Source organism: Pseudaquabacterium pictum (assembly GCF_005403045.1).
GTDB classification, from domain to species: domain Bacteria; phylum Pseudomonadota; class Gammaproteobacteria; order Burkholderiales; family Burkholderiaceae_C; genus Pseudaquabacterium; species Pseudaquabacterium pictum.
This window is the reverse complement of the sequence record NZ_BJCL01000001.1, coordinates 110,613-136,431: the sequence shown is the minus strand read 5'-3', so window position 1 is coordinate 136,431 and position 25,819 is coordinate 110,613. Positions and strand designations below refer to the sequence as shown.

Genomic DNA, 25,819 nt, shown 5'->3' with positions numbered 1-25,819 from the left:
CCCGCCATGAGCGCCATCGCCCTCTACGCCCGCGCCACCGCCGGCTTCGATGACCGGGTGGCCGCCACGCTGCAGCGCCTGCGGGACGCCGCCGCGGCACATGCCGGCCACGTCGTGCAGTCCACCAGCCTGGGTGCCGAGGACATGGTGGTGACCGACCTGATCGCACGCCACCGGCTGCCGATCACCATCGCCACGCTGGAGACCGGCGCGCTGCATGCCGAAACGGTGGCGCTGATCGGCACCATCACCCAGCGCTACGGCGTGCCGGTGGCGGTGTTCCGGCCGCAGGCCGAGGCGGTGGTGCAGTTCGTGCGCACCCATGGCGACAAGGCCATGTACGAGAGCCTGGACCTGCGCAAGGCCTGCTGCGGCATCCGCAAGATGGAGCCGCTGGGCCGCATGCTGGCCGGCCAGACGGCCTGGGTGACCGGCCTGCGCCGCGAGCAGAGCAATGCCCGCGGCGAGGTGCCGTTCGCGGACACCGACGATGCCGGCCGCGCCAAGCTCAACGTGCTGGCCGACTGGAGCTGGGCCGATGTGTGGCACTACATCCAGCTGCACGACGTTCCCACCAACCCGCTGCATGACCAGTTCATGCCCAGCATCGGCTGCGCGCCCTGCACCCGCGCCATCGCGGTGGGCGAGCCCTTCCGCGCCGGCCGCTGGTGGTGGGAGGACGAATCCCTGAAGGAATGCGGCCTGCATGTGAAGCAGGACGCCGCTGTCTCGATGATCGGAGAGAAGGCATGAACGCCCGCGTGAACCTCGACACCCTGCTGCCCGAGCTGGACCACCGGCACCTGGACTGGCTGGAAGAGGAAGCCATCTTCATCCTGCGCGAGGTGGCAGCCACCTTCGAGCGCCCTGCCCTGCTGTTTTCCGGTGGCAAGGACAGCTGTGTGGTGTTGCGCCTGGCCGAGAAGGCGTTCAAGACACGGATCAGCGGCAATGACTTCAAGGGCAAGCTGCCCTTCCCGCTGCTGCATGTGGACACCGGCCACAACTTCCCGGAAGTCATCAGCTTCCGTGATCAGCGCGTGGCCGAGATGGGCGAGCGCCTGGTGGTCGGCCACCTGGAAGACAGCATGAAGCGCGGCACGGTGCGCCTGGCGCACCCGCTGGAGTCGCGCAACGGCCACCAGACGGTGACGCTGCTGGAAGCCATCGAGGAGCACCGCTTCGACTGCCTGATCGGCGGCGCCCGGCGCGACGAGGAGAAGGCCCGCGCCAAGGAGCGCATCTTCAGCCACCGCGACAGCTTCGGCCAGTGGCAGCCCAAGGAGCAGCGGCCCGAGCTGTGGACGCTGTTCAACACCCGGCACCGCCCCGGTGAGCACTTCCGCAGCTTCCCGATCAGCAACTGGACCGAGCTGGACGTGTGGCTCTACATCGCCCGCGAGAACATCCCGCTGCCCGGCCTGTACTACGCCCACCAGCGGGAAGTCATCCGCCGCAAGGGCCTGCTGGTGCCGCTGACCGACGTGACGCCGCCCGAGGCCGGCGAGACGGTGGAGACTGCCACCGTGCGCTTCCGCACCGTGGGCGACATGACCTGCACCTGCCCGGTGGAAAGCGGCGCCGAGACCGCCGCCGACATCGTGGCCGAGACCCTCACCGTGACGGTGAGCGAACGTGGCGCCACCCGCATGGACGACCGCACCAGCGACGCCAGCATGGAGCGCCGCAAGAAGGAAGGGTATTTCTGATGAGCGCCGTGCTGCAACCCACCGAGCAAGTGGCCGACCACCGGGCCCTGCGCTTCCTGACTGCCGGCAGCGTGGACGATGGCAAGAGCACGCTGATCGGCCGCCTGCTGTTCGACAGCCAGGCCATCCTGGCCGACCAACTGCAGAACCTGGAGAAGCGGGCCGCCGGCGCGCCGGTCGACCTGAGCCTGCTGACCGACGGCCTGGAGGCCGAGCGGGAACAGGGCATCACCATCGACGTGGCCTACCGGTACTTCGCCACCCGCAGCCGCAAGTTCATCATCGCCGACGCCCCCGGCCATGAGCAGTACACCCGCAACATGGTGACCGCCGCCGCCGGCAGCGATGCCGCGGTGGTGCTGGTCGACATCACCAAGATCGACTGGAAGTCCGGTGCGCCGGTGCAGCTGCTGCCGCAGACCCGCCGCCATGCGCTGCTGGCCCACCTGCTGCGGGTGCCCAGCATCGTGTTCGCGGTCAACAAGCTCGATGCGGTGGACGACCCCGCGCGCGCCTTCCGCGCCACGGAGGCCGCGCTGCAGGCCTTTGCGGCCGAAGCCGGCATCACCACCGTGGCGGCCACCATCCCGGTGAGCGCACTGCGCGGCGACAACGTCACCGTGCCGCTGGATGCGCCCTGGTACCGCGGCCCCAGTCTGCTGCAGCTGCTGGAACGCCTGCCCACCACGCAGGAGCGCACCGAAGGCTCGCTGCTGCAGCCGGTGCAGTACGTGGCGCGTGACGAGGCCGAGGCCGGCCAGTCGGCCCAGGGCGCCGGCCACCAGCCGCGTGTGTTCTGGGGCCGCATCGCCCATGGCAGCGTGCAGGCCGGTGATGCGGTGCAGGTCTTCCCCAGCGGCGAGACCGCGGTGGTCGCCGCAGTGCGCCGCGCCGGCAGCACCGTGGCCAGCGCCCAGGCGGGTGAGTCGGCGGGCATCGTGCTGGACCGGCAACTGGACATCTCCCGCGGCGACTGGATCGCCAGCCCCGGTGGTCTGCAGCCGGCGCAGCGCTTCACAGCCACGCTGGCCTGGCTGGACACCGAGCCCGCGGTGGTCGGCCGCAAGTACTGGGTGCGCCACGGCAACCGCTGGGTGCAGGCGCGCATCGGCGCCATCGCCCACCGGCTGGACATCCACAACCTGCAGCCGGTCGGTGCCGAGACCCTGCAGGTCAACGAGATCGGCGACGTCACCATCGAGCTGCAGCAGCCGCTGCCGGTGGAGCCCTACGCCAGCAACCGGGTGGGCGGCGCGCTGATCGTCGTCGACCCCGCCAGCAACCGCACCAGCGGAGCCCTGCTGGTACGCTCGGCCGGGTGACCTGGCCTGCTGTCCTGCCCGACGTTGCCGCCGCCCCGCCCGGGGCGCGGGTGGCCTTCATCGGCGCCGGGCCCGGCGCGGCCGACCTGATCACCGTGCGTGGCGCCCAGCGCCTGGCCCAGGCCGAGGTGGTGCTGTTCGACGCCCTGACCGACCCGGCGCTGCAGCGCCTGGCGCCGCAGGCCCGCTGGCTGGATGTGGGCAAGCGCGGCTTCGGCCATGCCACCGGCCAAGCGGCCATCAACGCGCTGCTGGTGCAGGCCGCCCAGGCCCATGCGCGGGTGGTGCGGCTCAAGGGTGGCGATCCCAGCGTCTTCGGCCGGCTGGAAGAGGAGATGGCTGCGCTGCAGCAGGCCGGCGTGGCGTTTGAAGTGGTGCCTGGCGTCAGCGCCGCGCTGGCAGCCGCGGCCGGCACCCAGCGGCCGCTGACCCGCCGCGGCGCCGGCCGCAGCGTCAGCCTGACCACCGCCATGACCCACCTGGGCACGCTGCAGGCCACCCGCACCGCCGACACCGAGGTGTTCTACATGGCCGGCCGCCAGCTGGGCGCGCTGGCCGCGCATCTGATGGAAGCCGGCTGGCCCGGCACCACGCCGGCCTACGTGGTCTCGCGCGCCGGCTGGCCCGATGCCCTGACCACCGACCACACCGTGGCCACGCTGGCCGACGCCACCGCACCCCATGCCGACCGCCCCGCGGTGGTGACGGTGGGCGCCGGCGCCCGGCCGGTGGCGGGCCCGGCCACCGTGCAAGACCCTTGAGCATGCCCACCCTCCTGCCTGGGGACGGTGGCGCCCCGCATAAAATCGACACACTCCTCAGCGGCAGGCCGGCTGCCGCCCCTTCACCTCTCCCCCACAACACCAACGCGCCATGACCCACGTCGTCCTCGAATCGTGCATCCGCTGCAAGTACACCGACTGCGTCGACGTGTGCCCGGTCGATTGCTTCCGCGAAGGTCCGAACTTCCTGACCATCGACCCCGACGAGTGCATCGACTGCGCGGTGTGCATCCCCGAGTGCCCGGTCAACGCCATCCTGCCCGAGGAAGACGTGCCCGCCGACCAGGTGGCCTTCATCAAGCTGAATGCCGACCTGGCCAAGAACTGGCCCAGCATCACCAAGCGCAAGTCGCCGCTGCCCGATGCGGACGACTGGAAGGACCGCAAGGACAAGCTGTCCGAGCTGATCCGCTGACGCCATGCCCGGGGCTGACGCTGCCGCCGGCGCGGCAGCCGCCGTGCCCACCACCTGCGACGCGCTGGTCATCGGCGCCGGGCCGGTCGGCCTGTTCCAGGTGTTCCAGCTGGGCCTGCAGGGCATCGCGGCCGAGGTGGTGGATGCGCTGCCCGAGCCCGGCGGCCAGTGCAACGAGCTCTATCCCGACAAGCCGATTTACGACATCCCCGCGGTGCCGGTGTGCACCGGGCGCGAGCTGGTGGAGCGGCTGCTGCTGCAGATCCGCCCCTTCGCGCCGCGCTGGCACCTGGGCCAGCAGGTCACGCAACTGCAGCCACGCGCCAACGGCGGCTTCGATGTGGCCACCTCCACCGGCCAGGCCTTCATCGCCCGCACGGTGTTCATCGCTGCCGGCGTGGGCGCCTTCCAGCCGCGCACGCTGCCGGCCGAGGGCATCGACACCCTGGCGCCCGCGCAACTGCTCTACCGCCTGCCGCCCGCAGGCACCCTGGCTGGCCGGCGGGTGCTGGTGGTCGGTGGCGAAGATGCGGCCGTGCAGTCGGCCCTGGCACTGGCCGATGCGCCTGACATGGAAGCGCCCGCGGCCATCACCCTGCTGCACCGCCGCGCCACGCTGACCGCCGAGCCCGCATTGCTGGCCCGCCTGCAGGCCTGCATCGACAGCGGCCGCGTGGTGTTCCAGGTTGGCCAGGTGCTGTCGGTGCAGCAGGCCGCAGGCGCGGTGGCCGTGCAGGTGGCCGATGCCGCTGGCCAGACCCTGGACCTGGCCGTGGATGCCCTGCTGGTGCAACTGGGCATCAGCCCCAAGCTGGGCCCGATCAGCCAGTGGGGCCTGGCCATGGAGCGGCGCCAGCTGGTGGTGGACGCTGCCCGTTTCGAAACCAGCCTGCCCGGGCTGTTTGCGGTGGGCGATGTCATCACCTACCCGGGCAAGAAGAAGCTGATCCTCTGCGGCTTCCACGAGGCGACGCTGGCCACCTTTGCGGCCGTGGCCCTGCTGCGGCCCGACGAGCCGCAGCTGCTGCAGTACACCACCACCAGCCCGCGCCTGCACCAGCGCCTGGGCGTGGCCACGCCGCCGCGCGGCTGACGGGGCGGCTGCCCCAGCCCCGGCGACCGGCCGGCGGCTTGCACTATCATCGCGCCGCTGCGGCCCCCGGGCCGCGGCACTTCGCTAGGGGTGTTGCACGGCGCAAGCCGGGCGACTGAGACAGTCCCTTTGAACCTGATTGAGGTAATCCTCGCGCAGGGAAGCAGCGTGATCCGGCCACGGGTTCTCCGTGCGCGTCGTCCAGCGTTTGCCCACCTGCCATCGCCTTGAAAGCACCACGATGGCATTCCGTTCCGTTTCCGTTTCATCCACGCACCAGCTCCACCGCCTGGCCTGTGCCGCGCTGCTGGCCTGCAGCGCGGCGACCCAGGCCCAGACGGCCGATCCCGCCGTGCAAACCGTCACCGTGAGCGGCCGCAGCGCCGGCCCCGCCAGCGTGGCCGGCTTCGGCGACGTGCCACTGTCGAAGTCACCGTTCTCGGCCACCGTGCTCAACGCGAATGCGCTGCAGGATGCCGGCATCACCGGCATCGCCGACCTGACCCGGCTGGACGCCGGCACCACCGACGCCTACAACGCGCCCGGCTACTGGGGACAGCTGGCGGTGCGCGGCTTCACGCTGGACAACCGCTTCAACTACCGCCGCGACGGGCTGCCGATCAATGCCGAGACGGTGATCGCCAACGGCAACAAGCAGGCGATCGAGATCCTCAAAGGCACCAGCGGCCTGCAGGCCGGCACCAGCGCGCCGGGCGGGTTGGTCAACCTCGTCGTCAAGCGGCCCAAGGACAACGTGGGCACGGCCACGCTGGCATGGACCGAGCGCAACAGCCTCGGCGTGGCGGTGGACCTGGGCCGGCGTGCCGACGGCTTCGGCTGGCGCCTGAACGCCGACATCGAGCACCTGGACCCGCTCACCCGCCATGCCGACGGCCAGCGCCGCATGCTGGCCCTGGCGGTGGAGGCGCAGCCCAGCCGTGGCAGCCTGCTGGAGGCCGAGGTGGAACTGAGCCGGCAATCACAGCCCAGCACGCCCGGCTTCAGCCTGCTGGGCAGGCGCCTGCCGGACGCCAGCAGCGTCGACCCGCGTCTGAGCCTGAACAACCAGGCCTGGAGCCTGCCGGTGGTGATGAGCGGCCGCACCGCGTCACTGCGCTACACGCAGGACCTGGACCGCGACACCCAGCTGGTGGCCCATGCCATGCAGCAGCGCCTGCACAGCGACGACCGCATCGCCTTCCCCTTCGCCTGCGGCGCCGAGAACCCCGACTTCATCCCACCCTACACCTACTGCAGCGACGGCAGCTTCGACCTCTACGACTTCCGCAGCGAGGGCGAGCGCCGCACCAGCAGCGCCATCGACCTGGCCGTCAGCGGCCAGGCCACCTTGGCCGGCACCCGGCACCGCTACAGCGCCGGGTTGATGGCCACACGCTACCAGGCCCGCTTCAACCGCCAGGCCTACAACTGGGTGGGCAATGGCCAGGTGGACGGCAGCGTCCAGCTGCCAGCCGACCCCCGCCTGACCGACGAGAACACCAACCGCGACGAACGCACCACCGAACTGCACCTGCAGGACGCGGTGACGCTCTCGCCGCAATGGAGCCTGTGGGCAGGCCTGCGCCACACCCGCCTGCACCGGGAGAGCGTGCGCACCGATGGCTCGCGCCAGACCGGCTACAGCCAATCGTTCACCACGCCCTGGCTGGCGCTGAGCCATGCGCTGACCGCGGAGGGCCAGGCCTACCTGAGCTGGGGCCAGGGCATCGAGTCGGAGGTGGTGCCCAACCGCAGCCGCTACAACGGCCCGGGCGAGGCCCTGCCGGCCCTGAAGAGCCGGCAGGTCGAGCTGGGCTACAAGCACAGCGGCCCGTCGCTGGACTGGCGCGTGGCGGCCTTCGACATCCGCCGCCCGGCATGGCGCGATGTGGGGAGTTGCGGCAGCACGGCCGGCAGCTGCACCCGGCAGATCGACGGTGCGGCGCGCCACCGCGGCATCGAGGCCGAGGCCGACTGGCGCATCGGGCCGCTCAACCTGCGTGGCAGCGCCATGCTGCTGAAGGCCAGGCGCGAGGGCTCGACCGATGCCAGCCTGAACGGCCTGCGCCCGACCAACGTGCCGGCGCGCAGCCTGAAGCTGCAGGCCGCGTACAACCTGGGCCAGGTGCCTGGCCTGGCCCTGCTGGCCTTCATCACCCATGAAGGCGACCGCCAGGTGCTGCCCGACAACAGCGTGGCCACGCCGGGCTGGACCCGCCTGGACGTCGGCGCGCGCTACACCCAGCGCCTGGCCGGCCGCACCGTGGTGTGGCGCGCCGGCATCGACAACCTGGCCAACCGCCGCGCCTGGCAGGAAGCGCCCTACCAATACGACCATGCCTACCTGTACCCCCTGGCGCCGCGCACTTTGCACGCCTCGGCGCAGCTGTCTTTTTGACGGGGACTGATTTTTCTGGCTATACTGCGAGGCTCTGTTCCCCGATAGCTCAGTCGGTAGAGCGCCGGACTGTTAATCCGTAGGTCCCTGGTTCGAGCCCAGGTCGGGGAGCCAAAGTCTGACGGTGACAAGCACGCAAGTGCTTGTCACCCCTCAGCAAAGCTCCATGCGTTGACGGTCCCTCAGGTACCCCTCACTTAGTCCGCCGGTGATTTCAGGCGGACGGTCTAGGAGGTTACCGAGATGTCCCAAGCTATCCAGTCCCCCGGTTTTCGCCCGGCAGTGTCCGCCAGCACTGCCACCGCGCCGAAAACCACGCGCAAAGCGCAGCCAGCCCTTGGCCCCAAGGTGCTGCCCTTCCCGTGCCTGCCGTTTGTCACCGACCAAGATGGTCGGGCGCCGTGGCGTTGTCACTTCGATCTGCAGGCGCAGACCTACGAAGACGGCCACGTCACCGGCGGCGAGGTCTTCCGGCAATGCATGCGGTTCCTGGCCGATGCCCAGGGCAATGCCACGCTGCAGGCTGGCCGTCGTGATGTCGTGCTGGACGTCATCGTCGAGGCCGGCGCCATTGCCGCCGACCGCGACGACACCAGCGGCCGGCGCGGCGCTGCCGTCGCTTTCCTGCGCCTGGCCGTCGACATGCTGCGCGCCGGGGCTGGCGCGGTCGACCATGAGCAGATGGCCGACGTTGCCCTGGCTGACGCCAGGCAGCGGCGCGGCCGCTGGCAGGTGCAGGAGGCCACGCGCAAGGCCGTCTTCACCGACCGCATGCAGCGCGCAAAGCTGGCCAAGCGCACAGCAGCAGCCCAGGCCGCAGGCGGTGCCCTGTGAGCCGGCCCGCCGACATCCTGCGGCCGGCCGAGCTGCGCACGCGGCTGGCGCATGGGGCATCGTGTGAGCTGAGCGAGTTGCTGTGTTACCTGGCGCGGTCACTGCGCGTCGACGCCCAGCGCGACGAAGCGCTGCCGGTGTGGCGCAGCATCGTCGAGCGGGCGAACACCCTCAACGACGCCGTCTTGGGTGTCCTGGGTGGCGATGATCCAGCCGTGCAGGAGCTGGCCGAGGTGGTGCACGGTGATGCTGCGCACTGGCCGGCTTGGTTGACCGCCCCGAACGGCGCAGAGCAGGGAGCCACCCATGGCTGAGCCGGTGACCACCACGACGAACGACGGCGCCACGGCGGCCCTGCCGATGCGCGATGGCTCCATCACCATCGCAGCGCTGATCGACCACTACATGGCGCAGTACGCCGGGCGCGACTGCACCCGGGTGCAGCGCCTGGGCTGGTGGGCCCGGCAGATCGGCGCCCACCGGCTCGATGAGGTGACCGACGACCACCTGCACATCGCGCTGGAGACCCTGGCCGACCGATCCGCCCGCTACTACGCCGGCAAGGATGCCGACGGCCAGCCGATCTACCGGGCCAAGCGCAAGCCGATGGCGCCTGCCACCGTCAACCGCTACGCCGCGTCCATCTCGGCGGTGTTCACCTGGTCGATCCGCAAGCGCGTGGCGCCAAAGGGCTGGGACCACCCGGGCCGGCGTATCGAGCGCAAGCCTGAGAACAACGACCGCACCCGGTTCCTGAGCGACGACGAACGGGTGCGCCTGCTGGCCGCCTGCAAGGCGTCGAAGTGGCCGCGCCTGTACCTGATCGTGCTGCTGGCGCTGACCACCGGCGCGCGCAAAGGTGAGCTGCTGGGGCTGCGCTGGTGCGATGTCGACCTGGCGCGCCAGCTGGTGCACGTCGGGCGCACGAAGAACGGCGACCCCAAGGCCTTGCCGCTGGTGCCGGCGGTGGTGGCCGAGCTGGAGCGCTTCAAGCCCGAGCGGCAGGGGCCTGAGCTGGTGTTCGGCAAGGCGAAGGCGCCCACCCTGCCCTATGCCTTCGAGGGGCGGTGGCACGAAGCCATGCGGGCGGCGAAGCTGCGGGATTTCTGCTTCCATGCCCTGCGGCATTCCTGCGCCAGCCTGCTGGCCCAGAACGGCGCCACGTTGCTGGAGATTGGCGACCTGCTGGGCCATCGTCAGATCGCCATGACGAAGCGCTACAGCCACCTGGCCGCCGGGCACCGCACGGCCCTGGTTAATCGCGTGTTGGGCGATCTGCGGTGAGAGCTGCGCCAGTCGTTCCTAGCGGCTGGCGCCTGCCTGTCCTGGCCCGGCGTGAGCTTGCCGCGCTGGTCGGGGATGCGGAGCGGGCGGCGTGGCTGATCGGCTGGGCGGAGTACCTGCTGGCCGATCTGCTGGAAGGGGGCGGCCTGGAGGCATTCAGCGCGAGGGATCGCAAGCACCGATTCCGGCGCGTCGAGGCCGCGTCGGGCGAGTTGCTGGCGGCACTGGGGGCCATCAGCCACAAGTCGCACACTGACTCGATGCTTCAGTTCCTCATAGAGCAGGCGGCTGCTGAAAACTCTGTTCTTCCGCCGCCCTTTGATGATGAGCGGCTGTCGTTGAGTGATTTGGTGGTGAGCCTCTACCAGCTGCAGGCCGCAGCGCTGCGCTTGGGCGCTATGCCTGTACCGCCAGGCCGTCAGCTGGATGACCGCCACGCAGTCGCCTGCGATGTGTTCCGCCTGGCCCTGATGGCGTGCGGCATCAAGGATGCACGGTCGGCCGACTCGAAGATGGGCGCGGCGTTCGCGGTGTTTCTGCAGGCGGGCGGGCTGGCCCGCTCGGACGTGCGCTCGCTGCTGCAGGCGCTGGCGAACTGGCGGCAAAGCCACCCCTCAGACACCGGGCTTTACCTGGGCTTTCTTGGGTGATCTAGGCGCGCATAGGCGCATGGTGTGATTAGGTGTTGAGCGGTGCAATCGGTGCAAGGTTCCTGGCGGGACCGTCAACGCACCGGAGCAACACCGATGAACACCATTCAACCTCTCGACCTGATGACCCCGGCGGACTACGTCGCCAAGCGGTCGCAGATTTTCCCTGGCGTCGAGTCCCTGCGATGGTTCGAGCGCCAGCACCGCGCCGAGCTGATCGAGTGCGGCGCCGTCCTGATGCCGAACGGCCGCAAGCTGGTCGACCCGGCGGCGTTTGACCGTGCTGTGGTCGAGATCGGCAAGCGCATGGCAACCGCCAGGCAGAACCGCGGGGCGGCATGATGGCCCCGGGGCATCGGTGGCGCCGGGGTCCATCGTTGGCAGAGCGAACCGACACCGCAGCTCGAGCTGCATGGACCGTGCCGCCGTGGGAGTACGAGCCGGGCGCAGCGCCTGTCATCAGCCGGCCTGCACCATTGGAAGTGCCGCCATGGGAGCACCTACCGGGTGAAGTGACCACGGTGCGACCGGCCACACCGACGCCAGCAGCCACCATGCGCAGCGCAGCGAGCCTGGTCCCACCGTGGGAAGACATGCCAGCCGGGCCTGCTGCAACCGCAGGTGGGTGCCGATGAATGGCCAAGCAGTCCAGTCGATCCGCGCGCGACGGCGGGCAATTTCTAGCCCTGCCACATGTGGTGCTACAGAGCCCGGGCTGGGCTCAGGCAGGCCACACCGCACGGTCCCTGTTGATCGACATTGCCTGCCAGTACACCGGGCGCAACAACGGGCGCTTGGTGGCCACGCTGGATCACCTGAGCCGGCAAGGCTGGAAGAGCCCTGCTGTGATCGGGCAGGCGCGCCAAGAGCTGATCGCGTGCGGCCTGTTGGCGGAGGTCCGCAAGGGCGGATTCCCGAATCGCGCGGCATGGCATGCGCTGACGTGGCTTGCCCTCGATCAGTCGGATGGCTTGGACTTCAGCCCTCGAAGCTACGAGACCTTGCACAGGCGCGCATACATGCGCCCCGTGCCGTATGTGCGGCCATCCCGGGTGAAGAGTGCGCAGCCTGCTACGCGGCACGTAGCAGAAGCGCTGGCTACAGCTACGCGGCAAGTAGCAGAGCCATCAATTCCAGATATGCGCTGCGTAGCTGTTGGGGGCTGAAATGCGCTGCGCCTGCTACGCGCCGCGCAGCGTATCTAGACCTGCCATCTGTAGGGCGGCAGCCCTTGGAGGGGGGGGCAAGAAAGTCCAAGCGGGCACTGCCGCAGACCGGTCCGTTACCTCCGTTCGCAACGTGGCAAAACTCAGGGGGGGGGCTATCCGATGGCAACACATGACGCAATCGGCATTGGCTATGGGGCTCCGCAGCCTCTCGGCTCGCCAGACAGCCTGAGCCGAGCCCTGGCCGAGGCCATCGGCGCCGCCTGCGCTGCGCGCGGCGACAACGAATCAAACCGCGCAGCGCTGCTGGCCGAGTGCCTGCAGCTGGATGCGGCCGGCCAAGCCGACATGCTCGAACACTTCCGCGCCGAGGCCCAGCGTTTCGGCGCCGGCGACCGGCGGTGAGGGGTTGCGCCATGGCTCTGCACACCCTACTTGCCCGCCTGCAGCCCCTGCGGCACCGCTGGGCCAGGCGCCGCGCTGCAGAGCGCGCCCTTCGCCGATTCATGAGCCGGCGCCAGGCACTGCGAGTCGCCCGCCTGATCCCCTGAACACGAAAGACCTAACCCATGAGCATCACGACCACCACGAACCAGACCAGCGGCGGCGACGTAGCCGAGGAGTTCCGAGCCTTCGCCCTGGCGGGCCTGCAGATCGGCGCATCCATGCTGGGCACACTGACCGCCGAACAGCAGCATGGTGTGGACGGCGCGATCCAAGCCGGCGCCCGGCTGGCGCTGGAGTTCGGGCCGCTGCCCGCCTTCGAACGGCTGCAGCTGGTGCTGATCGAGCGCGAAGGTGCCAGGCATGCCCTGGCCGCTGTCTCGTTGAATCGGGAGCCCGTGCGGTGATGACGCGGCGCTTCCGCGACGGCCGCCTGGTGCGCGCCCGCCGGTTGCGCCGGGCCAGCCTGCAGAACGAACGAAATTTGGCGCTGCAGCGCGTCGAGGGCATGCTGCAGGCAGTTGATCGCTTTTCTTTGATGCTCGACGCGCTGGCAAGCCAGACGCGGCGAGCGGCGGCGGAGGAACCAGCGGGCGACCGGGCTGCGGGATGCAGCAAGGACGGCTGCCAGGCCACCGCCGAGCCTGATGGGTTGTGCGACGGCGTTTGCTGGGGGGATCCCGGTACAGACTCATCGGACCCAGGCAGGACCACGGCGCCATGCGCCACTTCAACCCAATGAGGACTACACCATGAAACACACCCGTACCCTGGCCATCCTGGCCGCGGCCGCACTGGCCTCCTTCGCTGCCTTCGCTGGCGGCTTCGCCGACCCCATCCTGGCGCTGTTCAGCAGCGAACCCAGTGGGGGCCTCATGCTTGCCATGGCCGCTGGCGCGGTCGACATGGGCCTGATCATGAAGGGGCTCGACGCGATCGAGACCCGGCTTCAGAAGCTGCCCGAGCTGGCCGCGCAGCAACTCGAACTCGCCGACCGGCTGCAGTCGCTGGAGCAGAAGCAGTTTCAGCCCACCGGCGGCCCTGGCCCAACGGCACGCAGCTTCGGCGCCGATGTGGCCGAACAGTTCACCAAGAACAAGGAATTGTTCGCCCGCACCAAGAGCATCAGCCTGGAGGTCAAGGCCAACCCGGGCAACTTCGCCACCGTGCTAGGCACGCACCGCAGCATCAGCGGCACCGGCGGTCCCGGGCTGTCGCCCACGCTGTTGGTGAGCCGGATGCGCAATCGGGCGCTTCTCGGCACCACAACGCTGCACTACGGGCGCCGCCGTGTCGCGCTGGCAAACGGCCAAGGCGCCGCGGTGCAAGCCGAGGAAGGCGCCAACAAGAACGAAGTTCGCCCGATCTTCGATGCCATCGCTCAAACCGCCGTGACCGTCGCCGGCTATTGCCCGGTTTCGAACCAGAGCCTGAATGCCGAAGGTGAGCTGCAGGCCATCGTCAACCAGGTTCTGATGCGTGAAGTCATGATCGCGGCCGATGTGACGCTGGTTGCTGGCACAACGGCTGTCGGCTGGTCTTTCCCTGGTTTGAAGTCCATCGCTGCCGACTACGTCAGCACGGTCTACACCGGTCTGGCCGATACCGTGGTCGAGGTGGCTTCGCACATGCGCTGGGGCGGCTATCAGCCGACCATCGTGGTGATGAATCCGATGTCCTACCTTGGGATCGCGCTGGCCAAGTCGACCACCGGCGAGTACCTGACCGGCCAGTACATGGGTGAGATCCCGCTGGTTCTCCACGGCATGAGCGTGTGCTTCAGTTCCGAGATCGCGATCGGCCGCGCGCTTTTGATCGACGAAAACTTCGTCGAACTCGGCATTGCCGATGCGTTCAAGGTCGACATCGGCACGGTCGACGGCCAGTTCGTGCAGAACATGCAGACCATCCGCGCGGAAATCGGCATCCTGCCCATCGTTCGGGATGCTGGGGCGGTGATGGAGGCGATCCCGAAGGCGCCGTGATGGCGAGCCGAACAGCGGCATCACGCGAGCCAGCCAGGCCATAGAGTGATGCCGTGCCGCGAGCCTCTTGCAAGGCGGGCGGCTGGTTTCCAGGTCATGGCCTGGCATCGGCGCTGCATCAGCAGCGCGAGGCACCTCGACGGCTACGGCCGGACGGTGCAACCCGTCCATCCCCCACATGGCACGACCTCGCGGCGAGATTCGCACGGTTCTTCACGATGCCCTGGAGGCCGGCAGCGGCACCTCCAGGGAGTTGGCCGCACGTAGCGGAGTAGGTTTCGCGGCGTGTATGCGAACACTCGACAACATGGTCAGCGCTGGAGAGGTGGAGAAGCTGCCCGCTGTGCGGGTTGTCGGTGTGAAGCGCCCCGTGCCGGTCTATGGGCTATGCCGTCAAGTCGACGGCACATGCCCAGCCGCTGACCTGGGCCGAGTTCTCTCAAACTGGAAATGAAAGCGATCAATCATGGCTGAGCCGATCTCAACGGCCCTTTTCGCCATCGCGATGGCGGGCGAGTCAGCAGTGGCCTTCAACATCGCGGCGTTCATCTCAACGAATGCCGCCTTGGTGAACTTTGCTGCGGTCAGTTCGTGCGGGTGCCTGGCGCGCAGGCCTGCGGTGCGCCCATGAGTCTGCTGATCGCGCATCTACAGCCCGACCGGGCGCTGGTGGCTGTTGACACTGCCTGCCGCTTCATCGATGGCAGCTATGGACACACAACTAAGCTCTACAGCGTTCCTCACATCGGGGCTGTAATTGCAGCGCGAGGCGCAGCAGGCTTCCTGGTGAGCATGGTGATTGGTGCTGTTGGAGTCGCCCAGTCCTTCGAGCAGGCCCGGGAGGGCGTCGAGCGTGGTTTCGCAGAACTTCTCGCGATGTTCCAGCGCATGGCCAGCGAGCAAGGGTCGGCGGCCCAGATGGTCATTGACGGCCGGCAGGAGCTGCTGTTGGTCGGTTGGTCGCAGAACTTGGGCCGCATGGCTGCTGCCACCTTCTGTAAGGCCGCCGGAGAGAGCCTGTTGGTTGTCGACGACTTGGACGCGGGCGACTGCATTTTTGCGCCCGGCGACATGCCGGACTGGATGCCTGACCCCGACACTGCCGATCACGCCATCAGCGCGGCGCGATATCAGGTCGAAAACTGGCAAGGCGCAGCGGCAGGCGATCCCGTGGGCGGCGATTTGATCGTGGCGCAGATGGCCCGGAATTCCATCACCATCACTCGCCACCATGCGTTCGCTGGTGCGATCTAGAGGCCGACGCTAGCGCCAGGCCGGCCAGCGCCTGCGCCAGCACCTGGTCGAGGCACTGCCCATGCAGCGCCAGCACCAGGCCCGTCAGCGCCCGCGCCAGCACCTGGTCGAGGCACTGCCATGCAGCGCCCGCGCCAGGCCCGCCAGTGCCTGCGCCAGCACCTGGTCGAGGCATTGCGCTGCAGCGTGCTGTCGGACCGTGCGCCCGCACTCGCTACGGGTAGCGTCAGTCCGTTGGAAATCGGGATTCCAGCCCGGTGCAAATCGGTGTAGATTCGCGCTCTGCGGTGCCTGAGAGTGGTCTGTTAATCCGTAGGTCCCTGGTTCGAGCCCAGGTCGGGGAGCCACAAAAAACCGAAATGAATGAAGCACCCAGGTCCAACGGTCTGGGTGCTTTTTTCTTGCCTGGTCGCCAGGCGACACACGCTCACGCCCCAACGCGGTGCCGCAGCACCCGGCCGGCGCGCTCGCCGGTCAGTTCGCCATCGAGCAGGTTGAAGCGGCCGTTGACCAGGGTGGCGCGGTAGCCGGTGGCGCGCTGGATGTAGCGCGCCGCGCCGCCCGGGAAGTCATGCACCATGCGCGGCTGCTGCTCGCCCACCCGGTCGGGGTCGAACACGTTGATGTCGGCCCGCTGCCCCACGGCCAGCCGGCCGCGGTCGGCGAGTCCCAGCACCGCGGCGGGAGCCGATGTGAGCCTGCGCACGCCCTCCTCCAGGCTGTACAGGCCACGGGCGCGCACCCAGTGCGCCAGCACGAAGCTGGCCCAGCCGGCATCCATCACCTGCGACACATGGGCGCCGGCATCGCCCAGCCCTGGCAACACGTTCGGGCTGCCGATCAGGTGGGCCAGCGCCTCCATGTCGGGGTTGAACATGCGCAGGGTGAACAGCGCCCGGCCCTGTGTTTCGAGCGACAGGCGCAGGAAGGTCTGCGCCCAGTGCTCGCCGGCGGCCGCGGCCATGGCCAGCAGCTGCCGTTCCTGGCCGGCGGCGTAGTCGGGCGTGGCGCCGTCGCCCATGTAGAAGACACGCTCGATGCCGGCGCCCAGCAGCTGCGGAAAGCCGTCGCGCTGGGCCTCGGCCACCAGGGCCTGCCGCCGCTGCGGATCGGCCAGCACCGCCAGCCGCTGGTCCAGGCTCATGCGCTTGAGCTGTCGCCAGCCGTCGGCGCGGGTGGCGATCGGCATGGCCGACTGCAGGCCGAAGACAAAGCCCGAGCTGCGCACCTGGGCCACCGCGGTGACATCGCGGCCCTGGCACAGCGCCTCCAGATCGCGGCGGCGCTGCGCCGCCAGCGTGCCGTCGGGGCCCACGCCGTAGCTGAACAGCACGCGGCTGCCGCCGGCATCGGCCAGTGCCCGCAGCAGGCTGAACTCGGCGCCCACCGCCTGCATCAGCGCACCACGGCGGGCCACCGCACGTGCGATGTCCACGCACTCGCCCTCGTCGGCGAAGGTGCCGGGAATGGCGCGGCCGTCGGGCAGCTTGTGCGCGGCGAAGCGGTTCAGCGAGCAGCCCATCGCCCCGGCATCCACCGCCGCACCGGCGATCTGCGCCATGCGCGCACGCTCGTCGGGCGTGGCCTGCTCCTCCACCGCCCGCTCGCCCATCACGTAGAAGCGCAGCGCGCTGTGGCCCACCAGGCCGCACAGGTTGATGCCCGGCTGCAGGCGGGCGATGCTGTCGAGGTAGCCGCCGTAGTCTTCCCAATCCCAGGGCAGGCCACCCAGGATCGCCTCGCGCGGGATGTCCTCCACCGTCTCCATCATCGCCGCCAGCAGCGGCCGGTCGGCCGGCTTGCAGGGCGCAAAGGTGACGCCGCAGTTGCCCATCAGCGCCGTGGTCACGCCATGCCAGCTGACCGGCGTGCAGTCCGGGTCCCAGCCGACCTGGGCGTCCAGGTGGGTGTGCAGGTCGATGAAGCCGGGGCTGACGGCGTGGCCGCCGGCGTCGATCTCCCGCCGCCCTGCCCCGTCCACATGGCCCACCGCACTGATGCGGTCGCCGTCGATGGCCACATCGCCGGGGAAGGCGGCGCGGCCGGTGCCGTCGACCACCAGGCCGCCGCGGATCACGATGTCATGGGTCATGAACTGTCTCCTGGAAGGGTGGCCCGCCGCCGATGTGCAGCTTGCCGGACCATTCTGGGCAAGCACCTGCACGGCGCGGTGGCGCCTGGGCGACTCTGCGCCGATGCACGGAGCGCCGGCACGCGCGCGTGACAGCGCGCCAGCACAGGGCTGGCTAGCATCGTTGCACCCATCACCCGACCGAGACCACACCGCCCATGGACCCGACCACCCCACCCCTGCGCGACCCCCACGCCCCGGCCGGCTTTGCCGGGGGCCAGCCCTTCGGCCTGGTGCCGGAGATGGTGCACGGCGGCGCCTTGTCGAACGCCCTGCAGGACGACGCGCTGTGGGTGCCGCAGAGCGAAGGCGTGTGGTTCAAGCCGCTGATGCTCAATGTCAGCCAGGGCTACTTCGTCAACCTGCTGCGGGTGCGCAAGGCCGGTGTGCTGTCCTGCCACCGGCACACCGGGCCGGTGCATGCCTTCGTGCTGAAGGGCCGCTGGTACTACCTGGAGCACGACTGGGTGGCCGAGGAAGGCAGCTATGCCTTCGAGCCCCCCGGCGAGATCCACACCCTGTACGTGCCACCCGACGTGCCGGAGATGATCACCCTGTTCCACGCCACCGGCGGCTATGTCTACATCGATGCCGATGGCAACCCGGTCGGCTACGAGGACGTGTTCAGCAAGATCGGCCACGCCCGCAAGCACTACGAGGCGATCGGCCTGGGCGCCGACCACGTGCAGCGCTTCATCCGCTGACGGTCAGTTGCCGAACCGCCGGGCCGACAAGGCCCGGGCCTTGGCCGCCTCGGCCTCGCGGTTCTTCGGCGGTGCGTGCGTGACGAGGCTGGCCATCAGCCGCCGGGCCACGGCGGCCACCTCGTCCACCGCCTGGTCGAACGCCGCCGCATTGGCCTGCGACGGCACGTTGAAGCCGCTGAGCTTGCGCACGAACTGCAGCGACGCATCGCGGATCTCCAGCTCGGTGGCCGGCGGCTCGAAGTTGAACAGCGTGCGGATGTTGCGGCACATGGCGTGTCCTCCAGCGCAGTGGTGGTGCAGGTGCGCGGCCCGCGCTCAGGCCGGCGCCGGCCGCGCCGCCGGCTCCCAGGGCGTGTAGCGCACCAGCAGGATCGACGCGGTGCCGTAGGCCGCCATGCCCAGCGCCACCAGCGCAAAGATCGACCAGGCCGGCGCCTGCGCCGCCACCAGGGCGGCACCACCGCCGGCCACCAGCAGCAGGCGCAGCGTGCCGGCCAGCACCTGGCCGCCCACCCGGTTGGCGGCGATGGCCGACGAATACAGGCTCAGGCCCGCACCGTAGAGCGCATAGAACGGCCCGGCCCAGTGGAAGTAGGTGTCGGCCGCGGCCAGCACCGCCGGATCGTGGGTGAAGTGGTCGGTCCACAGCTGCGGCACGATGGCCAGCACCAGGCCGGCGCTGCCCAGCAGCAGGCCGGCCATGCCGGCGGCCGTCCAGCCCACCTGGCGTGCCCGCGCCACCTGGCCGGCGCCGATGGCCATGCCGATCAGCGGCACCGACGCGGCGCCGAAGCTGAAGGCCAGCGGCACCAGCAGGTATTCCAGCCGGGTGCCGATGCCGAAGCCGGCCAGCGCCTGCGGGCCGCTGCGGGCCACCAGCCAGGTCAGGATCATCATGGTGCCGATGGTCTGCACCGGCGAGGCGCAGGCCTTGGCGCCCAGCTGCAGCAGGTCACGCGCCAACCCAGGCTGCCAGGGAATGCCGCGCAGGCGCAGCCGGATGCGCGCCTTGCCGGCGGCCAGGTACCAGGCCAGCACCGCGGTGCCGCCGGCATAGGCCAGCACCTGGCCCATCGCGATGCCGGGCATGCCCAGCCGCGGAATCGGCCCGGCGCCCAGGCCGAACACGCCGGCCAGCGCCACCTGGGTCAGCCCCACCGCGATCAGCACGGCCGAAGGCACCAGCATGTTGCCGGTGGCCCGCAGCACCGCCGACAGGGTGTTGAGCAGCCACACGCCGGTGGAGCCGAGAAAGGCCACATGCGCATAGGCCACGGCCTGGGCCAGCGGCTCGCCGCGGCCGCCCAGCAGCCCGAACACCGCATCCGACAGGGTGAGCATCACCACCGTGGTCACCAGCCCGGCCACCACCGCGATGCCCAGCGCATGCACCACCAGCGCCTCGGCCCGCGCGGTGTTGCCGGCGCCCAGCGCGCGCGACACCAGCGAGGCGATGCCGCCGCCCATGGCCCCGCCGGAGAACATCTGCTGCAGCATCAGCAGCGGAAAGACCAGCGCCATGCCGGCCAGCGCCGGCACGCCCAGCTGGCCGATGTAGGCCGTCTCGGCAATCGCCGCCAGCGCGCTGCCGACCATCGCGATGATGTTGGGCACGGCCAGGCGGCAGAGGGTGGGCAGGACGGGGGCGGTGAGGAGGGGATTGGAGGAAGGAACAGGAGACGCGGCCATGGGGCAGTATGGCCAGCGTGCAGCATTGGGCTGTCGCCCAGGCGGCAGGCCTGGCGGTGGGCCCTGTCGATTTGGCCCGTTGCCGTTCGACCAAGGCTTGCGCGCGCCCACAGGCGGGTGCGCCGCCCTGTCCACCCACAAGGAGTGAAGCAATGTCCTACATCGATGGTTTCGTGATCGCGGTTCCCACCGCCAACCGGCAGGCATTCATCGCGCATGCCAGTCATTTCGACCCGCTGTTCCTCGAGCTGGGTGCCCTCCGCGTGGTCGAGGCCTGGGGCGACGACGTGCCCGACGGCAAGCTCACCGACTTCCGCCGCGCCGTGCAGGCCACGCCCGAGGAGACCGTCGCCTTCGCCTGGGTCGAATGGCCTGACAAGGCCACCCGCGACGCCGGGATGAAGAAGATGATGGAAGACCCGCGCATGGATCCTGCCACGCCCGGCAACCCGCCCATGCCGTTCGACGGCAAGCGCATGATCTTCGGCGGCTTCACGAGGGTGGTCGACGTGAAGGCCAGACTCAGGTCACCGGCGCAGGATTGAACAGCACCAGCGCGTTGTGCAGCTTCCACTGCTCGGCCCAGGTCTTCTTGCGGCCGCTGGCCACGTCCAGCATCAGCTGGAACAGCTGCCAGCCCACCTGCTCGATGGTCTGGGTGCCGTCGGCGATCGTGCCAGCATTCACGTCCATCAGGTCGTGCCATCGGCGCGCCAGATCTGTGCGGGTGGCCACCTTGATCACCGGGCACTCGGCCAGGCCGTAGGGCGTGCCGCGGCCGGTGGTGAAGACATGCAGGTTCATGCCGGCGGCCAGCTGCAGCGTGCCGCAAATGAAATCACTGGCCGGCGTGGCGCAGTAGGTCAGCCCCCTGCCCTGCAGCTTCTCGCCGGGCGCCAGCACCTGCCGGATCGGCGCGCTGCCGCTCTTGACGATCGAGCCCATCGCCTTCTCGACGATGTTGCTCAGCCCGCCGGCCTTGTTGCCCGGCGTGGTGTTGGCGCTGCGGTCGGCGCCGCCGCGCTGCAGGTAGGCGTCGTACCAGGCCATCTCGCGCACCAGGGCGTCGGCCACGGCGGGCGTCGCGGCGCGGGCGGTCAGCTGGGCGATGCCGTCGCGCACCTCGGTGGTCTCGCTGAACAGCACGCTGGCGCCGGCACGCACCAGCAGATCGGTGCAGAAGCCCACCGCCGGGTTGGCGGTGACGCCGCTGAAGGCATCGCTGCCGCCGCACTGCACGCCCACCACCAGTTCGCTGGCGGGCACGGTCTCGCGGCGGCGGGCGTTCAGGCGCTGCAGGTGTGCATCGGCCTGGCGCACGATGCTGTCGACCATCGACAGGAAGCCGACATGGGCGTTGTCCTGCAGGCAGACCACGTCCAGTTGGGAATCGTCGGCGGCCCGCTCATCGCGGATCGCAAAACTGCCGGGCGGCAGCAGCCGCTCGGGCTGCAGCTTCTCGCAGCCCAGGCTCACCACCATCACCTCACCGCCGAAGTTGGGGTTCAGGCTGATGTGGCGCAGCGTGCGGATCGGCACCTTGGCATCGGGCGCATCGATGGCCACGCCGCAGCCGTAGCCATGTTCCAGCGCCACCACGCCGTCGACGTTCGGGTAGCGCGGCAACAGCTCGGCCCGGATGCGCTGCACCGCAAAGTCGACCACGCCGGCCACGCACTGCACCGTCTGGGTGATGGCCAGGAGATTGCGCGTGCCCACCGAGCCGTCGGCATTGCGGTAGCCCTCGAAGGTGTGGCCGGTCAGCGGCGGTAGATCGGGCGGCGTGGCGGTGGCCATCGGCAGGTCGACCAGGCCGCGCGCGTCGGGCATCTGCAGCAGCCGCTCATGCACCCAGCGGCCGGCTTCGATGTCTTTCAGCGCATGGCCGATGGGGATGCCGTAGCGCAGCACCGGCGCGCCGGCGGGGATGTCGACCAGAGCAACCTTGTGGCCTTGCGGGACACGGTCCTTCAGCACCAGGCCGGCACCGGGCTCGTTGACCAGGGCGGTGCCGGCATCCAGCCCGCCATCGTTGCCGACGATGGCCACGTTGTCGGCCGCATGCATGCGGATGGTGTGCGGAACAGCGTTCATGGCGGTGGCTTGCAATTCAGGGGCGGACACCGAACTCGGCGGTCTGCCGGGTCCAGGCACGGGCCTGGTCGCTCAGGCTGAGGCCCAGGCCTGGTCGTGTCGGCACCAGCATCCGCCCGTTGGCGATGGCCAGCCGCTCGTTGAACAGCGGTTCCAGCCAGTCGAAGTGCTCCACCCAGGGCTCGGTCGGGTAGGCCGCGGCCAGGTGCACATGCAGTTCCATCGCGAAGTGCGGCGCCAGCATCACGCCGGCGGCCTCGGCCTGGGCCGCAATCTTCAGGAAGGGCGTGATGCCGCCCACCCGCGGCGCGTCCGGCATCAGGTAGTCCGCCGCGCCGTGGCGGATCAGGCTGGCATGGTCGGCCACGCTGGTCAGCATCTCGCCGGTGGCGATCGGCGTGTCGAACTGCGCGGCCAGCGCGGCATGGCCAGCGTGGTCGTCGGCGTCCAGCGGCTCCTCGATCCAGACGAGGTTGAAATCCTCGAAGGCGCGGCACATGCGCTGGGCGGTGGGCCGGTCCCATTGCTGGTTGGCGTCGACCATGATCGGCGCGTCATCGCCCAGGTGCTTGCGCACGGCTTCCACGCGGCGCAAGTCCAGCGCCCGGTCGGGCTGGCCCACCTTGAGCTTGATGCCGCCGATGCCACGCTCGCGCGAGGCCTGGGCATTGACCAGCAACTGCTCCAGCGGCGTGTGCAGAAAGCCGCCCGAGGTGTTGTAGCAGGCCACGCTGTCGCGCCAGGCGCCCAGCAGCTTGGCCAGCGGCAGACTGGCGCGGCGCGCCTTCAGGTCGTACAGCGCCACGTCGAAAGCGCCGATGGCCTGCACCGCCAGGCCGCTGCGGCCCACCGACGCGCCGGCCCAGCACAGCTTGTTCCACAGCCGGGCGATGTCGTTCGGGTCTTCGCCGATCAGCGTGGGCGCCAGCTCCCGCGCATGGGCGAACTGACCCGGGCCACCGGCGCGCTTGCTGTAGCTCAGGCCCAGGCCGGTGTGGCCGTCGGCCGTCTGCAGCTCGGCAAACAGCATCGCGATTTCGGTCATCGGCTTCTGCCGGCCGGTCAGCACCTTGGCATCGCTGATCGGATTGGCCAGCGGCAGGATGACGCTGGACAGGCGGATGTGGGCGATGCGGTCCAAGCTCAACCCTCGGCGACGGGGTGGTCGGCCATGCGCTCCAGCGCCTTCACCAGCGCCGAATGGTCGAGGTCGCCCATGCCGTTGGCCGCGCACACCTGCATCAGCTGGGCGGCACCGGCGGTCTGCGGCAGCGCCACGCCGATCTCGCGCGCGCCCTGCAGCGCCAGGTTCAGGTCCTTCTGGTGCAGCTTGATGCGGAAGCCGGGGTTGAAGGTGCGCTTGATCATGCGCTCGCCATGCACTTCCAGGATGCGGCTGCTGGCGAAGCCGCCCATCAGTGCCTGGCGCACCTTGGCCGGGTCAGCGCCGGCCTTGCTGGCGAACAGCAGGGCCTCGCCGACGGCGGCGATGTTCAGTGCCACGATGATCTGGTTGGCCACCTTGGTGGTCTGGCCATCGCCATTGCCACCCACCAGGGTGATGTTCTTGCCCATCAGCTGCAGCAGCGGCAGCACGCGGTCGAAAACGACCTGGTCACCACCGCACATGACGGTCAGGCTGGCGGCCTTGGCGCCCACCTCTCCACCGGAGACCGGCGCGTCGATGTAGTCGGCACCCAGCGCATTGATCTTCGCGGCGAAGGCCTTGGTGGCCATCGGCGAGATGCTGCTCATGTCGACCACCACCTTGCGGGCGCCGGCGCACGGAAGCGCCTCGGCCACGCCGCCAGCACCGAACAGCACCTGCTCCACATCCGGCGTGTCCGGCACCATCAGGAACACCACCTCGGCCTGGCGCGCCACCTCGGCGGCATTGGCACAGCGCACGGCGCTGGTGGCCGCCACCGCCTCGGGCAGCTTGCTGCGGGTGGTGACGAAGAGCTGGTGGCCGGCGTTGAGCAGGTGCAACGCCATCGGCGTGCCCATGATGCCCAGGCCGATGAATCCGACGTTCATGGGAATGTGGTCCTTGGTTGATGGGGTGGAATCAGTAGCCGCTGGACGGCTTGGCCGGCTGGCCGGCACGCATCGCGGCCATGATCTGCTGCGAGCCTTCGGCGATCAGCTTGGCGTCCGAGCTGACGGTGACGAACTGGAAGCCCATGCCGATGCGCCGCAGTGCCGACGCCGGCCCGGCGTTGTGGATGCCGGCCACCACGCCGTGGTGCTTGGCGCGGGCCAGGATGTGCTCCACCGCCTGCTGGGCCTTGGGCTCCAGGTCGTCCATGCTGGGCTTGCAGCCCAGGGCCAGCGACAGATCGGACGGGCCGATGTAGACCGCATCCAGCCCTTCGACCGACAGGATGTCGTCGAGGTTGTCCAGCGCCGCGGCCGTCTCGATCATCGCGAAGCGCACCACCGTCTTGTCGGCATGGGCCGGGTAATCGGCGCCGCCGTAGTACAGCGCCCGCACCGGGCCGAAGCTGCGGGTGCCCTTGGGCGCATAGGTGGTCCAGGCCACCAGCTTCTGCGCTTCTTCCCGGGTGCTGACCATCGGGCAGATCACCGCGTAGGCGCCGGCGTCCAGCGCCTTCATCAGGATGCCGGGCTCCAGCCAGGGCACGCGCACCACCGGCACGGTGGGCGTGGTGCTGATGGCCTGCAGCATGGTCACCATCGCCTGGTAGTCGACCACGCCGTGCTGCAGGTCGATGGTGAGCGTGTCCCAGCCCTGGTGGGCCATGACTTCGGCGGAGAAGCTGTTGGGCACGGCCAGCCAGCCGTTGACGGCGGCGCCGCCGGCTTGCCAGATCGTGCGCAGGTTGTTGGTCCGCATGGGAACGTCCTTGGGTGAAGTGAGGGATCAGTCGATCTTGACACCGCTTTGTGCGACCGTGCCGGCCCACTGCTTGCGCTCGCGCTCGAAGAAGGCGGTGAACTCGGCCGGGCTCATGGTGTGCACCTCGGCACCCTGCGACACCAGGCGCTCGCGCACCGCCGGGCTGCGGATGATGCGGGTGACCTCGGCCGACAGCCTGGCCAGCACCGCCGGCGGCGTGGCTGCGGGCACCAACAGGCCCTGCCAGGTGCCGCTCTCGAAGCCCTTGACGCCCTGCTCGGCGATGGTGGGCACATTGCCCAGCAACGGCATGCGGGTCGCCTTGCTCACGCCCAGCACCTTCAGCTTGCCGGCCTGCACCTGCGGCAGCGTGGCCAGCATGCCGTTCATCAGCACCTGGGTCTGGCCGGCGACGGTGTCGCCGATGGCCTGGGCGCCGCCCTTGTAGGGGATGTAGGCCCATTCGGCGCCGGTGGCCTTCTCCACCGCCACGCCGGCCATGTGCGGCGCGCTGCCGATGGCGGTGACGGCGAAGTTCAGCTTCTGCTTCTTCGACAGCGCCACCAGCTCGGCCAGGTTGTTGGCCGGCACCGACGGGTGCACCACCAGCAGGTGCGGCGAATAGGCCAGCATGGTGACGCCGCGCAGGTCCTTGCCCGGGTCGAACGGCAGCTGCTTGTAGACCGAGGCGGTGATGGCCAGCGCGCCCACGTCACACAGCAGCAGGGTGTGGCCGTCGTTGCTCTTGGCCACGAAATCGGTGCCGGTGTTGCCGTTGGCGCCGGGCTTGTTCTCCACCACCACGGTCTGGCCGAAGGCCTCGCCCAGGGCCGGGGCGATGGCCCGGGCAATGATGTCCGACGAGCCGCCGGGCGGGTACGGCACCACGATGCGCAGCGTCTTGCTGGGCCAGGCCTGGGCCTGGGCAGCGGTGCAGGCGGCCAGCGCCAGGGCGGCGATCAAGGTGCGGCGGGTGGTGGTGGGATGCATGGGGTCTCCTGG

The 25,819-nt window shown here is 69.7% G+C and carries 28 protein-coding genes, 2 tRNA genes and 1 riboswitch; of the genes, 22 read left to right on the top strand and 8 right to left on the bottom strand.

Features of this window, described 5'->3' with window-relative positions; genetic code table 11:
• Positions 1 to 6 precede the first annotated feature (6 nt).
• The 20 genes from FFT10_RS00565 (at position 7) to FFT10_RS27600 (ending at position 15,683) form a co-directional block, all read left to right on the top strand.
• A complete protein-coding gene (locus FFT10_RS00565; protein ID WP_137730820.1) occupies positions 7 to 753 on the top strand; it encodes a phosphoadenylyl-sulfate reductase in 747 nt (248 codons plus the stop codon).
• Positions 750 to 1,709 (top strand): sulfate adenylyltransferase subunit CysD, encoded by a 960-nt coding sequence (gene cysD / locus FFT10_RS00560; RefSeq protein WP_137730819.1) that lies wholly within the window; start codon positions 750 to 752, stop codon positions 1,707 to 1,709. Before FFT10_RS00565 ends, cysD begins: the two co-directional genes overlap by 4 nt.
• Positions 1,709 to 3,031 (top strand): sulfate adenylyltransferase subunit 1, encoded by a 1,323-nt coding sequence (locus FFT10_RS00555; RefSeq protein WP_137730818.1) that lies wholly within the window; start codon positions 1,709 to 1,711, stop codon positions 3,029 to 3,031. The genes cysD and FFT10_RS00555 overlap by 1 nt, the downstream gene beginning before the upstream one ends.
• Entirely contained in the window at positions 3,028 to 3,792 is a 765-nt protein-coding gene (gene cobA / locus FFT10_RS00550; RefSeq protein WP_228026900.1) for a uroporphyrinogen-III C-methyltransferase, read from the top strand. Before FFT10_RS00555 ends, cobA begins: the two co-directional genes overlap by 4 nt.
• Before the next feature lie 112 nt (positions 3,793 to 3,904).
• Positions 3,905 to 4,228: a ferredoxin FdxA gene (gene fdxA / locus FFT10_RS00545; RefSeq protein ID WP_137730817.1), complete on the top strand. Its 324-nt coding sequence runs from the start codon at positions 3,905 to 3,907 to the stop codon at positions 4,226 to 4,228.
• Positions 4,229 to 4,232: 4 nt separating this feature from the next.
• Entirely contained in the window at positions 4,233 to 5,321 is a 1,089-nt protein-coding gene (locus tag FFT10_RS00540) for an NAD(P)/FAD-dependent oxidoreductase (protein WP_137730816.1), read from the top strand.
• 76 nt (positions 5,322 to 5,397) lie between these two features.
• Positions 5,398 to 5,500, top strand: a riboswitch (TPP riboswitch).
• A 62-nt stretch (positions 5,501 to 5,562) separates the two neighbouring features.
• Positions 5,563 to 7,719 (top strand): TonB-dependent siderophore receptor, encoded by a 2,157-nt coding sequence (locus FFT10_RS00535; RefSeq protein WP_137730815.1) that lies wholly within the window; start codon positions 5,563 to 5,565, stop codon positions 7,717 to 7,719.
• Positions 7,720 to 7,757: 38 nt separating this feature from the next.
• Positions 7,758 to 7,833, top strand: a tRNA-Asn gene (locus FFT10_RS00530).
• A gap of 234 nt (positions 7,834 to 8,067) precedes the next feature.
• A complete protein-coding gene (locus FFT10_RS00525; RefSeq protein ID WP_137730814.1) occupies positions 8,068 to 8,553 on the top strand; it encodes a hypothetical protein in 486 nt (161 codons plus the stop codon).
• Complete coding sequence (locus tag FFT10_RS00520; protein ID WP_137730813.1) at positions 8,550 to 8,867, top strand: hypothetical protein; 318 nt, start codon at positions 8,550 to 8,552, stop codon at positions 8,865 to 8,867. The genes FFT10_RS00525 and FFT10_RS00520 overlap by 4 nt, the downstream gene beginning before the upstream one ends.
• Complete coding sequence (locus FFT10_RS00515) at positions 8,860 to 9,837, top strand: tyrosine-type recombinase/integrase (protein WP_137730812.1); 978 nt, start codon at positions 8,860 to 8,862, stop codon at positions 9,835 to 9,837. The genes FFT10_RS00520 and FFT10_RS00515 overlap by 8 nt, the downstream gene beginning before the upstream one ends.
• A complete protein-coding gene (locus tag FFT10_RS00510; protein WP_137730811.1) occupies positions 9,834 to 10,487 on the top strand; it encodes a hypothetical protein in 654 nt (217 codons plus the stop codon). Before FFT10_RS00515 ends, FFT10_RS00510 begins: the two co-directional genes overlap by 4 nt.
• A gap of 96 nt (positions 10,488 to 10,583) precedes the next feature.
• On the top strand, positions 10,584 to 10,829 hold the full coding sequence (locus tag FFT10_RS00505) for a hypothetical protein (RefSeq protein WP_137730810.1): 246 nt from the start codon (positions 10,584 to 10,586) through the stop codon (positions 10,827 to 10,829).
• A gap of 986 nt (positions 10,830 to 11,815) precedes the next feature.
• Entirely contained in the window at positions 11,816 to 12,058 is a 243-nt protein-coding gene (locus tag FFT10_RS00500) for a hypothetical protein (RefSeq protein WP_137730809.1), read from the top strand.
• Positions 12,059 to 12,222: 164 nt separating this feature from the next.
• A complete protein-coding gene (locus FFT10_RS00495) occupies positions 12,223 to 12,504 on the top strand; it encodes a hypothetical protein (RefSeq protein ID WP_137730808.1) in 282 nt (93 codons plus the stop codon).
• A complete protein-coding gene (locus tag FFT10_RS27755; protein ID WP_162520663.1) occupies positions 12,504 to 12,839 on the top strand; it encodes a hypothetical protein in 336 nt (111 codons plus the stop codon). Before FFT10_RS00495 ends, FFT10_RS27755 begins: the two co-directional genes overlap by 1 nt.
• 10 nt (positions 12,840 to 12,849) lie before the next feature.
• Positions 12,850 to 14,082 (top strand): phage major capsid protein, encoded by a 1,233-nt coding sequence (locus tag FFT10_RS00490; protein ID WP_162520662.1) that lies wholly within the window; start codon positions 12,850 to 12,852, stop codon positions 14,080 to 14,082.
• Between the two features lie 466 nt (positions 14,083 to 14,548).
• The gene (locus FFT10_RS27605; protein ID WP_154694074.1) at positions 14,549 to 14,713 is read left to right on the top strand and encodes a hypothetical protein; all 165 of its coding nucleotides are present in this window, start codon (positions 14,549 to 14,551) and stop codon (positions 14,711 to 14,713) included.
• Positions 14,710 to 15,336 carry a hypothetical protein gene (locus FFT10_RS00485; protein WP_137730806.1) on the top strand — a complete coding sequence of 209 codons (627 nt, stop codon included), beginning with the start codon at positions 14,710 to 14,712 and terminating at the stop codon, positions 15,334 to 15,336. The genes FFT10_RS27605 and FFT10_RS00485 overlap by 4 nt, the downstream gene beginning before the upstream one ends.
• 248 nt (positions 15,337 to 15,584) lie before the next feature.
• Positions 15,585 to 15,683: transfer RNA gene (locus FFT10_RS27600), tRNA-OTHER, on the top strand.
• A gap of 80 nt (positions 15,684 to 15,763) precedes the next feature.
• Here the strand turns inward: FFT10_RS27600 and FFT10_RS00480 are convergent.
• A complete protein-coding gene (locus FFT10_RS00480; protein WP_137730805.1) occupies positions 15,764 to 17,428 on the bottom strand; it encodes an N-acyl-D-amino-acid deacylase family protein in 1,665 nt (554 codons plus the stop codon).
• Positions 17,429 to 17,625: 197 nt separating this feature from the next.
• On the opposite strand from FFT10_RS00480, the gene FFT10_RS00475 reads away from it, so the two are divergent.
• A complete protein-coding gene (locus FFT10_RS00475) occupies positions 17,626 to 18,171 on the top strand; it encodes a 2,4'-dihydroxyacetophenone dioxygenase family protein (protein ID WP_137730804.1) in 546 nt (181 codons plus the stop codon).
• A 3-nt stretch (positions 18,172 to 18,174) separates the two neighbouring features.
• Here the strand turns inward: FFT10_RS00475 and FFT10_RS00470 are convergent, their stop codons facing one another.
• Positions 18,175 to 18,444, bottom strand: a complete 270-nt coding sequence (locus FFT10_RS00470) for a DUF2277 domain-containing protein (protein WP_137730803.1) — start codon at positions 18,442 to 18,444, stop codon at positions 18,175 to 18,177.
• A 45-nt stretch (positions 18,445 to 18,489) separates the two neighbouring features.
• On the bottom strand, positions 18,490 to 19,788 hold the full coding sequence (locus tag FFT10_RS00465; RefSeq protein WP_228026899.1) for an MATE family efflux transporter: 1,299 nt from the start codon (positions 19,786 to 19,788) through the stop codon (positions 18,490 to 18,492).
• Positions 19,789 to 20,015: 227 nt separating this feature from the next.
• Between FFT10_RS00465 and FFT10_RS00460 the strand changes: the two genes are divergently transcribed.
• Entirely contained in the window at positions 20,016 to 20,408 is a 393-nt protein-coding gene (locus FFT10_RS00460; RefSeq protein WP_137730801.1) for a DUF1428 domain-containing protein, read from the top strand.
• Here the strand turns inward: FFT10_RS00460 and garD are convergent.
• Genes garD through FFT10_RS00435 form a run of 5 tightly spaced genes read right to left on the bottom strand, consistent with a single transcriptional unit; the run spans position 20,386 to position 25,807 of the window.
• Complete coding sequence (gene garD, locus FFT10_RS00455; protein WP_137730800.1) at positions 20,386 to 21,957, bottom strand: galactarate dehydratase; 1,572 nt, start codon at positions 21,955 to 21,957, stop codon at positions 20,386 to 20,388. The genes FFT10_RS00460 and garD overlap by 23 nt on opposite strands.
• Positions 21,958 to 21,973: 16 nt before the next feature.
• Positions 21,974 to 23,104, bottom strand: a complete 1,131-nt coding sequence (locus tag FFT10_RS00450; protein WP_137730799.1) for an L-talarate/galactarate dehydratase — start codon at positions 23,102 to 23,104, stop codon at positions 21,974 to 21,976.
• Positions 23,101 to 24,000, bottom strand: coding sequence for a 2-hydroxy-3-oxopropionate reductase (locus FFT10_RS00445; RefSeq protein ID WP_373282453.1), 900 nt, complete (start codon positions 23,998 to 24,000; stop codon positions 23,101 to 23,103). Before FFT10_RS00445 ends, FFT10_RS00450 begins: the two co-directional genes overlap by 4 nt.
• Positions 24,001 to 24,025: 25 nt before the next feature.
• On the bottom strand, positions 24,026 to 24,814 hold the full coding sequence (locus FFT10_RS00440; protein WP_137730797.1) for an HpcH/HpaI aldolase family protein: 789 nt from the start codon (positions 24,812 to 24,814) through the stop codon (positions 24,026 to 24,028).
• 27 nt (positions 24,815 to 24,841) lie between these two features.
• The gene (locus FFT10_RS00435; protein WP_137730796.1) at positions 24,842 to 25,807 is read right to left on the bottom strand and encodes a Bug family tripartite tricarboxylate transporter substrate binding protein; all 966 of its coding nucleotides are present in this window, start codon (positions 25,805 to 25,807) and stop codon (positions 24,842 to 24,844) included.
• Between the last annotated feature and the right edge of the window lie 12 nt (positions 25,808 to 25,819).